At 67.1% G+C, this 14489-nt stretch carries 9 protein-coding genes and 1 tRNA gene; 5 read left to right on the top strand and 5 right to left on the bottom strand.

Features of this window, described 5'->3' with window-relative positions; genetic code table 11:
• The first annotated feature begins 15 nt into the window (after positions 1–15).
• The 4 genes from alaS to TVD_RS09175 all read left to right on the top strand — a co-directional run bounded on the left by alaS (position 16) and on the right by TVD_RS09175 (position 4664).
• Positions 16–2625, top strand: a complete 2610-nt coding sequence (gene alaS, locus TVD_RS09190) for an alanine--tRNA ligase (RefSeq protein ID WP_047251435.1) — start codon at positions 16–18, stop codon at positions 2623–2625.
• Positions 2626–2910: 285 nt separating this feature from the next.
• Complete coding sequence (locus tag TVD_RS09185; protein ID WP_047251434.1) at positions 2911–4155, top strand: aspartate kinase; 1245 nt, start codon at positions 2911–2913, stop codon at positions 4153–4155.
• Positions 4156–4223: 68 nt separating this feature from the next.
• Positions 4224–4478 carry a carbon storage regulator CsrA gene (csrA, locus tag TVD_RS09180; RefSeq protein ID WP_018144301.1) on the top strand — a complete coding sequence of 85 codons (255 nt, stop codon included), beginning with the start codon at positions 4224–4226 and terminating at the stop codon, positions 4476–4478.
• 95 nt (positions 4479–4573) lie between these two features.
• Positions 4574–4664 (top strand) — tRNA-Ser (locus TVD_RS09175).
• Between the two features lie 655 nt (positions 4665–5319).
• Here TVD_RS09175 and gloA read toward each other — a convergent pair.
• From gloA to trxB, 5 genes are all read right to left on the bottom strand, one after another.
• Entirely contained in the window at positions 5320–5820 is a 501-nt protein-coding gene (gloA, locus tag TVD_RS09170) for a lactoylglutathione lyase (protein WP_047251433.1), read from the bottom strand.
• Between the two features lie 450 nt (positions 5821–6270).
• Entirely contained in the window at positions 6271–6897 is a 627-nt protein-coding gene (locus tag TVD_RS09165; RefSeq protein ID WP_018177061.1) for a transglycosylase SLT domain-containing protein, read from the bottom strand.
• Positions 6898–7417: 520 nt separating this feature from the next.
• Positions 7418–8173, bottom strand: a complete 756-nt coding sequence (gene aat, locus TVD_RS09160) for a leucyl/phenylalanyl-tRNA--protein transferase (RefSeq protein ID WP_047251432.1) — start codon at positions 8171–8173, stop codon at positions 7418–7420.
• Between the two features lie 543 nt (positions 8174–8716).
• Positions 8717–9994, bottom strand: coding sequence for a GNAT family N-acetyltransferase (locus tag TVD_RS09155; protein WP_047251431.1), 1278 nt, complete (start codon positions 9992–9994; stop codon positions 8717–8719).
• 4 nt (positions 9995–9998) lie between these two features.
• Positions 9999–11114, bottom strand: coding sequence for a thioredoxin-disulfide reductase (gene trxB / locus TVD_RS09150; RefSeq protein WP_047251430.1), 1116 nt, complete (start codon positions 11112–11114; stop codon positions 9999–10001).
• A 437-nt stretch (positions 11115–11551) separates the two neighbouring features.
• On the opposite strand from trxB, the gene TVD_RS09145 reads away from it, so the two are divergent.
• Entirely contained in the window at positions 11552–14446 is a 2895-nt protein-coding gene (locus tag TVD_RS09145; protein ID WP_047251429.1) for a ribonucleoside-diphosphate reductase subunit alpha, read from the top strand.
• Positions 14447–14489: the final 43 nt, after the last annotated feature.

Raw genomic sequence — 14489 nt, 5'->3', positions numbered from 1 at the left:
TGCTATCGGAACCGCATGAAAAGCGCCGACATTCGCCGGAGTTTCCTCGAATTCTTTGAAGGGCACGGACACACGATCGTGCCGTCCAGCCCGCTAGTGCCCGGCAACGACCCCACGTTGCTGTTCACCAACGCGGGCATGGTGCAGTTCAAGGATGTGTTTCTCGGGCGCGAGAAGCGCCCGTACACCCGGGCCGTGTCCAGCCAGCGCTGCGTGCGCGCCGGCGGCAAGCACAACGATCTCGAGAATGTCGGCTACACCGCGCGGCACCACACCTTCTTCGAGATGCTGGGCAATTTCAGTTTCGGTGACTACTTCAAGCGCGACGCGATCCACTACTGCTGGCAGTTCCTGACCGACACCATCGGCCTGCCGCCGGAAAAGCTGTGGGTCACGGTCTACGAGACCGACGATGATGCCTACAAGGTCTGGGCCGACGAGATCAAGGTCCCGGCCGAACGCATCATCCGCATCGGCGACGACCCTGACGGCGGTTCCGACAACTTCTGGCAGATGGGCGAAACCGGCCCCTGCGGCCCCTGCACCGAGGTCTTCTACGACCACGGGCCGGAGGTCGCGGGTGGCCCGCCCGGTTCGCCGGACGAGGACGGCGATCGCTACATCGAGATCTGGAACCTGGTGTTCATGCAGTACGACCGCGATGCGGACGGCACGCTGAACCCGCTACCGCGCCCGTCGGTGGATACCGGCATGGGCCTGGAGCGTCTGGCCGCCGTGCTGCAGGGCGTTCACTCCAACTACGAGATCGATCTGTTCCAGGAACTGATTGCGGCCGCGGCGCGCGTAACCGGGGCGACGGAAAAGGATTCCGCCTCGCTGCGCGTGATCGCGGACCACATCCGCTCCATCGCCTTTCTGATCACTGACGGCGTGCTGCCGTCGAACGAGGGGCGTGGCTACGTGCTGCGTCGCATTATCCGCCGCGCCGCGCGCCACGGCTTCAAGGTGGGTGCGCAGGATGCCTTCCTCTACCAGACGGTGGGCGACCTGGTGCGCGTGATGGGCGAGGCCTTCCCGGAACTGGCCGAGGCGCAGTCCCAGGTCGAGAAGGCCCTGGAGAAGGAGGAGCGCAAGTTCCTGGAGACCCTGGACAAGGGTATGAAGATCCTGGAAGAGGACCTGCGCGATCTCGAGGGCAAGGTGATCCCCGGCGAGACCATCTTCCTGCTCTACGACACCTACGGCTTTCCGGTGGACCTGACCGGCGACATTGCGCGCGAGCGCGACCTGGAGCTGGACATGGAGGGCTTCGAGTCCGCCATGGCCGGCCAGCGTGCACGGGCCCGTGCGGCCAGCCACTTCTCGATGGACGACGGCGGCCTGCCGCAGGTCGATGTCGCGACCGAATTCTCCGGCTACGAGACGGTGGACGACGAGGGCCGCGTGCTGGCGCTGTACCAGAATGGCGAGGCCGTCGATCGCCTGGAAGTCGGTGCCGAGGGGCTGGTGGTACTGGACCGCACGCCGTTCTATGGCGAGTCCGGCGGCCAGGTGGGCGATGTCGGTACGCTCAGCGGTTCCGGCGTGCGCTTCCAGGTCTCCGACACCCGCAAGCAGGGTGCGGCGCACATCCACGTAGGCCAGGTCCGCGCCGGCACACTGGAGCGCGGCCAGACCCTGCAGGCCGCGGTGGAAGGCCCCCGCCGCGAGAACATCCGCCGCCACCACTCGGCCACTCATCTCCTGCACAAGGCGCTGCGCGATCAGCTGGGCGACCACGTGCAACAGAAGGGATCGCTGGTGGACCCGGATCGTTTGCGCTTCGACTTCACCCATATGGAACCGCTGACCGAAGAACAGCTGCGCTCCATCGAGGCCCAGGTGAACGCCGAGATCCTGGCCAACGAGGCCACCGATACCAACGTCATGGACATCGACTCCGCGATGGAGTCCGGCGCGGTCGCGCTGTTCGGCGAGAAGTACGGTGATCGCGTACGCGTGCTGAAGATCGGCACCTCGGTGGAGCTGTGCGGTGGCACGCACGTGGATCGCACCGGCGACATCGGGTTGTTCCGCATTACCTCCGAGGGCGGGGTGGCCGCGGGCATCCGGCGTATCGAGGCGGTTGCCGGCGAGGTCGCCCTGCGCTGGGTGGACGAGCAGATCGGCCACCTGGACGCGATCGCCGATCGCCTGCGCGCCGGGCCCGGCGAGGCGGCCGACAAGGTTGCCCAGCTGCAGGAGCGCACCCGCGAGCTGGAGAAGCAGGTCACGCAGCTGAAGGGCAAGCTGGCGAGCCAGGCCGGCGACGACCTCGGCTCGCAGGCCAAGGATGTCGACGGCATCCAGGTGCTGGCCGCCAAGGTCGAGGGCGTGGAGCCCAAGGCCCTGCGCGACATGGTCGACCAGCTCAAGCAGAAGCTCGGCAAGGCTGTGGTGGTGCTGGGCACCGCGACAGGCGAGGGCAAGGTCAGCCTGGTGGCAGGTGTGACCAAGGCCGAGACCGGCCAGTTCAAGGCTGGGGATCTGGTGGGCCATGTCGCTACGCAGGTCGACGGCAAGGGCGGCGGCCGTCCGGACATGGCGATGGCCGGCGGCCAGAGCCCGGACAAGCTGGACGCGGCCCTGGCCTCGGTGGAGGCCTGGGTGCGCGAACGCGCCTGATCGATCGTCCATCCCCGTCATCGCGAGGCGCGTAGCGCCGCGGCGATCTCCGAGGGCAGCCCCGGTGCCGGAGGGTTCGGCGCGATCCGGTGGTTTTGGACGGAGGCTGCCACGGCCCCGTCGGGGCCTCGCAATGACGGGGCCCTGCGCGGGGTTCGCCGGGGCGGTGGGCTTTAATGCGGCGGCCAGTTGGTGTTTAATGCCCGCTTCTTAAGTAAACGCTAATGGATGGGGTGCGCCCTGTCCGGACGGTCGCAAGGACCGGGCACGGAACGGAATCTTGAAATGGCGTTGCTGGTACTCAAATTTGGCGGCACCTCGGTGGGCTCGCCCGAACGCATCCAGGCGGTGGCGGAACGCGCGCTGAAGCTGCGCGAGGAAGGCCATCAGCTGGTGATCGTGGTCTCCGCGATGAGCGGCGAGACCGATCGCCTGCTGGGCCTGGCGCACGCACTGAATCCGCGCGCGGACGGTCGCGAACTGGATGTGCTGCTGTCCACCGGGGAGCAGGTCACCATCGCGTTGCTGGCGATGGCGCTGGAGGCGCGGGGCTGTGATGCGCGGTCCTACACCGGGGCGCAGGTGACCATCCGTACGGATAGTGCGCACAACAAGGCCCGTATCCGCAGCATCGACGATGCCCGGGTGCGCGGCGATCTCGAGGCCGGGCGCGTCGTGGTCGTGGCCGGTTTCCAGGGTGTGGACGAGGAGGGTGCGATCACCACCCTGGGCCGGGGCGGATCGGATACCACCGCGGTGGCGCTGGCCGCGGCGCTGAAGGCCGACGAATGCCGCATCTATACTGATGTCGACGGCGTCTACACCACCGATCCGCGGTTGGTGCCGACGGCCCGCCGCCTGCATAGCATCACCTTCGAGGAGATGCTGGAGATGGCCAGCCTGGGCTCCAAGGTGCTGCAGATCCGCGCGGTGGAATTTGCCGGCAAGTACAACGTCCCTTTACGAGTGCTGTCCTCGTTCGAGGAAGGCCCGGGAACCCTGATTACCACGGAGGAGGATGCGCAAGTGGAACAGGCGCTGGTTGCGGGTATCGCGTTCAATCAGAACGAGGCCCAGCTGACGGTTCAGGGCGTCCCCGATCAGCCGGGGGTCGCGCATCGCATCCTCGGCCCGATCGCGGACGCCAATATCGAGGTGGACATGATCGTGCAGAACGTCGGGGCGGATAATTCCACCGACTTCACGTTCACCGTCCATCGCAATGACTACGACAAGGCCCTGGAGATCCTGCAGGCGGCCGCGAAAGCGCTGGGCGCCCGCGAGGTGTCCGGGGATACGCACATCGTGAAGATCTCGGTGGTCGGGGTCGGTATGCGTTCGCACGCGGGCATCGCCAGCAAGATGTTCGAGGCCCTGTCGCGCGAAACCATCAACATCCGGATGATCTCCACCTCGGAGATCAAGATCTCCGTGGTCGTAGATGAGAAGTACCTCGAACTTGCAGTGCGTGCATTGCACGATGCGTTTGAACTCGAACAGACCCCAGTCGGTCAACAGGAGGACGGTTAAGGATGACAGACCGTAAAACGGTTACCGGACGACCGACTCCGTCCGACACAGGCACTGCGGAGAAGAGCATGCTCATTTTGACTCGGCGTGTGGGCGAGACCCTCATGATCGGCGATGATGTGTCCGTCACCGTCCTGGGGGTCAAGGGCAATCAAGTCCGCATCGGCATCAACGCACCCCAGGACGTCGCGGTCCATCGCGAGGAAATCTTTCAGCGCATTCAGCGTGAAGCGAACGTCGCCAGTGGTGAGGGCGGCGGCGAGAACTCCAGTGGCGGTGGTACTGGGGCGGGTGGTGCCGCGGCAGGCGCACGCGACGACTGAACCTCCCGTAAGGAAAGCGAAAGGCCCGGAGGCTGCGATCAGCCTTCCGGGCCTTTCATTTGAAGGCCCAAGGCCTTATCCTGTGCCGCGTTTCCGGAGAGTTGGCCGAGTGGTCGAAGGCGCTCCCCTGCTAAGGGAGTATGGGTCAAAAGCCCATCGAGGGTTCGAATCCCTCACTCTCCGCCAAATCCTGCGAAGGGGCCCGAGTGGCCCCTTTCGCATGTCTGGCCCCCGAGATTTCCGGGATTCGAACCCGAGATACAAGAACGATGGTTCGACCGGTGGCGCGTAGCGACACCGGAACGCCGCAGCGTAGCGAAGGCGGCCCGAAGGGCGACCGGCGCAGCCGGGCGTAATCTTCACTCTCCGCCAAATCCTGCAAAGGGGCCCGAGTGGCCCCTTTCGCACGTCTGGCCCCTGACATGTCCGCCCGGCATTTCCGATTTCCTCCGTCATCCCGGACACCGCGAAGCGGTGAGCCGGGATCTGGCCGGATGGATGGCTTCGACTTGCGAGATCCCGGCTCTTCGCTGCGCTACGGCCGGGATGACGGAGTGTGACGGTCTGGCTGGGGTGACGGGGTGGTGTTCGTGGCCGAGCGGGTGGGATCCCGTCACTGCGGGGAGGTGCAGCCGACGCGGCAGTCTGTCGGGGCTGCCCCGGCGCTGGGGCAGCCGTCCGTCAGGAGCCCCCGGCCCTTCATTGTGCGACGGCCGGGATGACGAGGATGCGGAGGTGGCTGTAATCACAGGGCATCCCGGACGCCACGCGAGACGAGCGACCTTGAGCTCCGGTGTAGCTCCCAATGCGCTTGGGTTGGGGCGCGTGTCTGGGCCCTCGATCAGTTCCCCAGGCCGGTCAGGCGGGCGGGTTCGAGGATCTCGATCCAGTAGCCGTCGAGGTCCTTCACGAAGGCGATGTCCTTCAGGCCGCCTTCGTCGGGGCGCTTCACGAACTCGACGTTGTTCTGGTCGAACCAGCGCACGGCGGCGTCCAGGTCCGGGACCGAGAAGCAGATGTGGCCGAAGCCCTGCGGTTCCTCGTTGCCGTCGTGGTAGTGGAAGTCCGCGTCGTTCTCGGTGCCGTAGTTGTAGGTCAGCTCAAGGATGCCGCGCTGGCTGAACATCCAGCGGGTGGCCTCGCCGGCGTCCTTCGGCGGCTGCGGTTCGTCCTCGCCAAGCTGCGCGAGGAAGTAGAGCGTGAACTCGAACTCCGGGAAGTCCAGGGTCTTCACCAGCTCCATGCCGAACACGCGCTGGTAGAAGTCCAGCGCCTTCTGCGGGTCCTTCACGCGCAGCATGGTGTGGTTGAAGCGAAAGCCTGCGGTGGGATTGTCGCTCATGGTGCGTCCTTGTCTCGGCCAAAGGGGGTGTCCCGGAAGACTGGAACACAGGCGGCGAGGTTCCCTCAAGTGCGGCCGTCACGCGTTGCGCTCGGAGCGAGGGGCTCCGCCACCGCGAGTCGCGCAGGTAGCGTCGCTGGCTTCCGGGAGTGCCCCGGCGCCGGTGGCTGCGTCGGGAGATCGCCACGGCGCTGCGCGCCTCGCGATGACGGGATTTGTGACGCGCCCGGCCAGTTCATTGTCCGTCACTGCGAGGAGGCGTAGCCGACGTGGCAGTCTGTCGGGGTTACCCCGGCGCCGGGGACGCGTGGGGTGCTCGCTTCGCGGCGCTCGCGATGACGGGATGCTGGGCTTGGGGCGCGTGCCCGCGTCCAAAAGCACCGTCATCCCGGAAACCGCGCAGCGGTTATCCGGGATCTCCCGGGGCAGGCATGGCGTTCGTCGGTTCGGCTACTGCCGGCAGAACGGCCAGACCTGGTAGAAGCGTCGGCAGCGGAACTCGGATTCGCAGCTCTGTAGCTGGGACTCGTAGCGGTCGGCGCGCTGCGCCACCTGGCGGGCCGCGGCCCGGACCTGCGGCTTGCTCTGGTAGCTGCCGCGGTTATAGCCGCCCTGGCCCTCATGGTAGGCGAGGTAGAGGTGTTCCGAGTTGTACAACGACACGCCGGTCATGCGCTGGGTGCGGGCGTTGTACCAGCCGATGAAGTCGGTCGCGTGCTTCATGTGCGAACGTCGCGCGAAGCGGCTTCCGGCATCGTCCTGGTACTCGCCCCAGACCGGGTCCTGGGCCTGGGCATAGCCCCGGGCGGAGGAGGGGCGGCTCCACGGGATGAAGCCGAGCAGACGCTCGCGGTCCGGGCGCACGTGGCTGCGGAAGGAGGACTCCTGCTGGATGAACGACATCTGGGTCGCGATCGGCGTGCCCCATTCCCGCTCGGAATCCCGCGCATGATCGTACCAGCGCGGCTGCTCGCGGAAGATCTCGCAGATGTTGCTCTGGTCATCGGGCGGGGAGGGCGACAGCATGGAGCACCCAGCGGTGATGGCTGCCAGCGCCAGCAGCAGCCCGGCCCGCAAAATGGCGACGACCGCCCGCCGCGTCTTCCTTGATTCTGCCTTGTCCACCCGAATCTCCCGCCCGGTTCCCCAATGGCCCGCGAGTATAAAGCACTCGCGACGAGGGCAATGGGTGCCCCGTGCGCCGAGCCTGCTTCCGGAGCTGGCCTCGGCCCCTGCGGGGCTGCGCAACGACAGGGTCGCGTCACTCGCCATCGCGAGCGGCTGTAAGCGATCTCCCGACGCGGTCCCCGGGCCGGGGTGGCCCCCAAAAGACTGCCACTTCGGCTGCGCCTCCTCGCTGTGACGGGAGCGGGGAGGTGCCCCACATGCCCGTCATCGCGAGGCGTGCAGCGCCGCGGCGATCTCCGTCCGGGGCCACCCGAATCGGCGTCGTGCGCGGTGTCAGGGTTCATCGAGTCCGGCCGTCTGTGTGGGAGTGGCCCTGCCCGAGAGCGGATCTCCCGGTAGGAGCCTGCTTGCAGGCGAACGCCCCTGCCCGCGTCCGACAATGGCAGGGGCTTCGCCTGCGAGCAGGCTCCTATCGGGGGGTGTTCCAGTCGGGGTCGAGGGGGCTCAGGGCCGGGTCGGTCCGCCATGGGCCTGGCTCGACCGGCTCGCGGGCGATTTCGCGGATGCGGTCGATGAACGCCTGGCGGGGCAGGGTGATGGCCCCGAGGTTGCGCAGGTGGGCGGTCTCCATTTGTACGTCGACCAGCGGCCAGCCCCAGGCGACCAGGTGGCGGCACAACCAGGCCAGCGCCATCTTGGAGCCATCCCGCTCGCGCGAGAACATCGACTCGCCGCAGAACAGCCGCCCGACCGCGACGCCATAAAGCCCGCCGATCAGGCGCGGGCCGTCCCACACCTCCACCGAATGCGCGTGGCCCGAGCGGTGCAGTGCGATATAGGCCTGCTGCATGCTGGTGGTGATCCAGGTGCCATCGGCGTAGTCACGGGGGCCGGCGCAGGCCTCGATGACGGCCTCGAAGGCGCGATCGAAGCTCACCGTGTAACCGCGATTGCGGATCGCCTTCTTGAGGCTGCGATGCAGGCGGAAGTGGCCCGGCTCCAGGACCGCGCGCGGGTCCGGGCTCCACCAGAGGATTGGCTGCCCGGCCTCGAACCAGGGGAATACGCCGGAGCGATAGGCATTTAGCAGACGCGGCACGGAGAGATCGCCCCCGGCGGCCAGCAGCCCGTTGGGCTCGGGCAACGCCTGCGCCGGGTCCGGAAACGGCGCCTCCGGATGCTCCGGATCGAGCCAGGGCAGGGTGATCTGGGGGCCGGATGTCATGGGGCGTGCCCCCAACGGCCAGAGGGCTGGTCTCCTACAGGTGGGGGTGGGCGTCCGGAGCCCTGTAGGAGCGCAGCCCCCTGCGCGATCGGGCGTTGGCGCGGCCCCCATCGGCCAGATTCCAGCGCGGGCAGGGGCTTCGCGGGCAAGCCCGCTCCCACAGGGCGATCCGGGATCCCCGAGTGCGGAGAAGATCCAGTCGGCGAGCCGGTTGCCTGGGTCGGGAGATCCCGGCTCTTCGCTGCGCTACGGCCGGGATGACGAGGTGGGGTACTGCGGCCGGGATGATGGGTGTCGGTGTGCCGGCGGCATTGTAGGAGCCTGCTTGCAGGCGAATGGGGTGTGGGGGTGTCCAGCGCGGGCAGGGGCTTCGTGGGCAAGCCCGTTCCCACAGGGCGATCCGGGATCCCGGAGTGCGGAGAAGGTCCAGTTGGCGAGCCTGTTTCCTGGGTCGGGAGATCCCGGCTCTTCGCTGCGCTACGGCCGGAATGACGAGGTGGGGCGCTGTGGCCGGGATGACGGCCGCAGCGAGCCGGGCTCGGGTTAGCGGTCGGGCACATCATCGGAATGGGCCTGGCGATAGGGCGAGTGTTCGTGCAGGCGTTCGCACTGGGCGCGCATCATCTGGGCCTCGCGCTCGCAGAAGTCGCGCACGGGCTGCTCGAAGCCCTCGGTCAGGATCATGTGCGCGGAGTACGTGGGTGTGGGCAGGAAGCCGCGCGGGATCTTGTGCTCGCCCTGGGCGCCCGGCTCGAAGCGGGCCAGCCCCTCGCGGATGCAGAATTCGATGCCCTGGTAGTAGCAGGTCTCGAAGTGCAGGTCGGCCAGCTCCTCGGTGCAGCCCCAGAAGCGCCCGTACAGGGTGTCGTGGCTGCGATAGCAAAGCGCCGCGGCGATGGTCTCGCCGTCTGCCTTCGCGTCCGGTTCGGTCGCATCCGGATCCGCCGCGCTGGGGCGCCGGGCCTCGAACAGCACCACCTGATCGCCCAGTTCGGCCGCGGTCTCGACAAAGAAGGCCTCCGACAGCGTCGGGATGCCCATGTGCTTCTCGAAGGTATCCACGTAGAAGCGGTGAAAGCGCGCCCAGTCCTCCGCCTGCCCGGTGGCGCCGGTCAGGGTGCGAAAGACGATCCCGGCCTCCTGCACGCGGCGACGTTCGCGCTTGATGTTCTTGCGCTTTTTCGAGCTGAGCGCGCCCAGGAAGGCGTCGAAGTCCGCGTACCCCCCGTCAGGGGCGTTGGTCCAGTGGTACTGGCAGCCCATGCGCTCGGCCAGGCCCAGCTCGCGGGTCACGTCCAGATCGTCCTGATTGGGGAACAGGATGTTCACGCCGGAGGCGTTCAGCTCGCGCCCGCGGGTGACCAGTGCGCGCACCAGCAGGGTGCGCAGGTGATCGAAGTCCGGCGCCTCCGGGTGCACCAGCAGGCGCGGGCCGGTGGCCGGGGTGTAGGGCACGGAGACGACCAGCTTGGGGTAGTAGTTCAGCCCGTGGCGGTTCCACGCGCCTTCCCAGGCGAAGTCGAACACGAACTCGCCGTAGTTGTTGGTCTTGGCATAGGCCGGGGCCGCCGCGACCAGCTGGCCCTCGCGGAAGATCAGCACATGCTGCGGGAACCAGCCGAACTGCCGGCCCAGGCACTCGTGGCGCTCCAGGCCTTCCAGAAAGGCGTGGCGCAGGAACGGCTCGGTGCCGCCGGTCAGGGCGTCCCAGGCGGCCGGGTCCACCGCGGCCAGGCCGTCACGCAGCTCGACGCGCTCCGCCGTGTGGCCCGTGGCGTCCTCCGACGGGTCCGGTGCCTGGGTGTCGCCCTCGGCGCTCACGCGATCAACCGAGCTTGTCCAGGTACTTCTCCGCGTCCAGTGCGGCCATGCAGCCGGTGCCGGCGGAGGTGACCGCCTGGCGATAAACGTGATCCATCACGTCGCCGGCGGCGAACACGCCCGGCACGGAGGTGGCCGTGGCGTTGCCTTCCAGCCCGCTTTGTACCTTGATGTAGCCGCCCGCCATATCCAGCTGGCCCTGGAAGATGTCGGTGTTCGGCTTGTGGCCGATGGCGATGAACACGCCCATCAGCTCGAGATCCTTGGTCTCTCCGGACTCGGTGCTCTTGAGTCGCGCACCGGTCACGCCGGTCTCGTCGCCGAGGATCTCTTCCAGGGTGTGGTTCCACTCGATGGTGACGTTGCCGTTCTTTTCCTTCTCGAACAGCTTGTCCTGCAGGATCTTCTCCGAGCGCAGCGAATCGCGCCGGTGCACCAGGGTGACCTCGGAGGCGATGTTCGACAGGTACAGCGCCTCCTCGACCGCGGTGTTGCCGCCACCGATCACCGCCACTTTCTGGCCACGGTAGAAGAAGCCGTCACAGGTGGCGCAGGCGGACACGCCCTTGCCGGCGAAGGTGGTCTCGGACTCCAGCCCCAGGTACTGGGCGGAGGCGCCTGTGCAGATGATCAACGCATCACAGGTGTACTCGCCGGAGTCGCCGATCAGGCGGTAGGGCTTGTCCTTCAGCTGCACCGTGTGGATGTGGTCGAAGATCACCTCGGTGTCGAAGCGCTCGGCGTGCTTCTTCATCCGTTCCATCAGTTCGGGGCCCTGCACGCCGTCGTTGTCGCCGGGCCAGTTGTCCACGTCGGTGGTGGTCATCAGCTGGCCACCCTGTTCCAGGCCGGTGATCACCACCGGGTTCAGGTTGGCGCGCGCGGCGTAGACGGCGGCGGTCCAGCCGGCCGGGCCGGAGCCCAGGATCAGCAGCGGGCAGTGACGCGGCGCCTTCTCGCTGCCGCCCTTTTTCGGCTGGGTCGCGGTGTCGCTACCGGAGGAGAGCGAGACGGCGCCGGCGGCTGCCTGCATGGCACCCGTGGCGACGGCGGCCTTGGGGGCGTCCTTCTTGCCGGCCTGCTTGCTCTTCTTGTCGGATGGGTCCTTGGCGTCGCTCATGCGGTACTCCCTGTCGATACGATGAATACGGCTGGCGCTGCCAGGGTGGCCGGCAACGCGAAAAATACGGGTTCGATAAGGCGGGGATTATTGGGACGCGGCGGGTCTTTGTCCAACATCGCCACGCCGGACGTGGATGCCCCAAAGCGGTCCCCGCGCGCGATACCGATTCGGTAATCGCGGGCCATAAAACATTTTCATGTTCGCGTGGGCCGCGGGCACCCGGCGGGGAGTCACTACATCGGCGTTTGGTGGATAACCGGGGTGCCTCGCCAGGAATGGCGACAGGACGGGGAATGGGCGTTTTTATCCACAGCTTGCCCACGGCTTGTGCGCGGTTTGTTCTTCCGGGAGCCACTATATCTAGTGGCTATGCAGTTCTCGATCCCCGATCTATAGTATCTCACGTTCGATCCAACACCAGCGCGAGGCCCGTCATGCACAGCGATTCCCATACTGCCACAGCCCAGCAGGGCACCCAGTACCCGCCGCAAGCCGAACCGTCGGCCGAGGTCCTGGCGACCAGCCCGGGCCAGCACCAGGTGATTCGCCGCAATGGCAAAGTGACCGGCTTCGATGCCTCCAAGATCGAGGTCGCGGTGACCAAGGCCTTCCTCGCGGTGGAGGGCGGCAATGCCGCGGCCAGCCGTCGCATCCACGAGGTGTCGAAGGAAGTGGCCGGGCAGGTGGTGGACAGCCTGTTCCGCCGCGCCGGGACCCAGGGCATGACGGTCCACATCGAGGATATCCAGGACCACGTGGAGCTGGCGCTGATGCGCAGCGGCCACCACAAGGTCGCGCGGGCCTACGTGATCTACCGCGAGCAGCAGTCGCAGAAGCGCGCCGCCGAGGCCGCCGAGCAGGGTGCGGACGAACAAGCCGAGGCCGCCACGCTGAACGTGACCCGGGCCGACGGCACCCTGGCCCCGCTGGACGAGGACCGCCTGCAGGCGGTGGTCGCCGAGGCCTGCGCCGGCATCGAGCAGGTGGATGGCGAGAAGATCCTGACCGAGGCCCGCCGCAACCTGTTCGACGGCGTGGCCGAGAAGGATGTCTCCACCGCGCTGGTGATGGCCGCGCGGGTGATGATCGAGAAGGAGCCGAACTACTCCGAGGTCACCGCGCGGTTGCTGATGGACGCGCTGCGCCGCGAGGCCCTGAGCTTCGTGCACGGCCGCCCGGAAGAGGCCACCCAGGCCCAGCTGGCCGAGCGCTATGCCGATTACTTCGGTGCCTACATCAAGCGGGCTGCCGAGCTGGAGCTGGTCGACAGCGAGCTGACCCGCTACGACCTCGAACGCCTGGGTGCCGCGCTCAAGCCCGAGCGCGACCTGCAGTTCACCTATCTGGGCCTGCAGACCCTGTTTGACCGCTACTTCATCCACAGCGATGGCACGCGCTTCGAGCTGCCGCAGGCGTTCTTCATGCGCGTGGCCATGGGCCTGGCGATCAACGAGATCGACCGCGAGGCGCGCGCGATCGAGTTCTACAACCTGCTGAGCTCGTTCGACTTCATGAGCTCCACGCCGACCCTGTTCAACTCCGGCACCCTGCGTCCGCAGCTCTCCAGCTGCTACCTGACCAGCGTCCCGGACGACCTCGACGGCATCTACAGCGCCATCCGCGACAACGCGCTGCTGTCCAAGTTTGCCGGCGGGCTGGGCAACGACTGGACCCGCGTGCGCGGCATGGGCGCCCACATCAAGGGTACCAACGGCAAGTCGCAGGGCGTGGTCCCGTTCCTCAAGGTGGCCAACGACACCGCGGTGGCGGTGAACCAGGGCGGCAAGCGCAAGGGTGCGGTGTGCGCCTACCTCGAGACCTGGCATATCGATATCGAGGAGTTCATCGAGCTGCGCAAGAATACCGGCGACGACCGCCGCCGCACCCACGACATGAACAGCGCCAACTGGATCCCGGACCTGTTCATGAAGCGTGTGGCCGAGGACGGCGACTGGACCCTGTTCTCCCCGAACGAGGCGCCGGACCTGCACGACCTGATCGGCGCCGACTTCGAGAAGCGCTACAGCGAGTACGAAGAGAAGGCCGCGCGCGGCGAGATGCGCGTGTACAAGACCATGAAGGCCGTCGACCTGTGGCGGAAGATGCTCGGCATGCTGTTCGAGACCGGCCACCCGTGGGTCACCTTCAAGGACCCGTGCAACCTGCGCAGCCCGCAGCAGCACACCGGCGTGGTTCACAGCTCCAACCTGTGCACCGAGATCACCCTGAACACCTCGGACGACGAGATCGCGGTGTGCAACCTGGGCTCGATCAACCTGGCCGCGCACATAGGCGACAACGGCGAGCTGGATCAGGCCAAGCTCGAGCGCACCGTGAACACCGCCATGCGCATGCTCGACAACGTGATCGACTACAACTACTACTCGGTGCCGCAGGCGCGTCGCTCCAACATGCGCCACCGCCCGGTGGGCCTGGGGATCATGGGTTTCCAGGATGCGCTGTACAAGCTGCGCCTGCCGTATGCCTCCGAGGCCGCCGTGGAGTTCGCCGATGCCTCCATGGAGGCGGTGTCCTACTACACCATCAAGGCCTCGACCGATCTGGCCGAGGAGCGCGGGCGCTACGAGAGCTTCCCCGGCAGCCTGTGGAGCCAGGGCATCCTGCCGATCGACTCGGTCGAAAAGCTGGCCGAGACCCGCGGCGACTACCTGCAGATGGACAGCACCCAGCGCCTGGAGTGGGACAAGCTGCGCAAGCGGGTGAAGAAGGTCGGCATGCGCAACTCCAACACCATGGCGATCGCGCCGACCGCGACCATCTCCAACATCTGTGGCGTGTCGCAGTCGATCGAGCCGACCTACCAGAACCTGTTCGTCAAATCGAACCTGTCGGGCGAGTTCACCGTGATCAACCCGTACCTGGTGCGCGATCTGAAGGACCGCGAGCTGTGGGACGAGGTCATGGTCAACGACCTCAAGTACTACGACGGCTCCGTGCAGCCGCTGGACCGCGTGCCGGAGGACCTCAAGGCCCTGTACGCCACCGCGTTCGAGCTGGACACCCGCTGGCTGGTCGAGGCCGCCTCGCGCCGGCAGAAGTGGATCGACCAGGCGCAGAGCCTGAACCTGTACATGGCCGAGCCCTCCGGGCCCAAGCTGGACGCCCTGTACAAGCTGGCCTGGGTGCGCGGGCTGAAGACGACCTACTACCTGCGCTCCATGGGTGCGACCCACGTGGAGAAGAGCACCGTGGCCGACTCCTCGCGCGCCAACAAGCTGAACGCCGTCTCCGGCGGGCAGCAGGCGTCCGAGCCGGAGGCGCCCAAGGCGTGCTCCATCCTCGATCCGGACTGCGAGGCCTGCCAGTAAGGCCCGCCCGCAAGCGGGCACCGAATACGTACGACCAAGCAAA

The organism is Thioalkalivibrio versutus (assembly GCF_001020955.1).
Lineage (GTDB): Bacteria > Pseudomonadota > Gammaproteobacteria > Ectothiorhodospirales > Ectothiorhodospiraceae > Thioalkalivibrio > Thioalkalivibrio versutus.
Note: the sequence above shows the minus strand (reverse complement) of the source record. Positions and strands in the feature narration are given on the sequence as shown.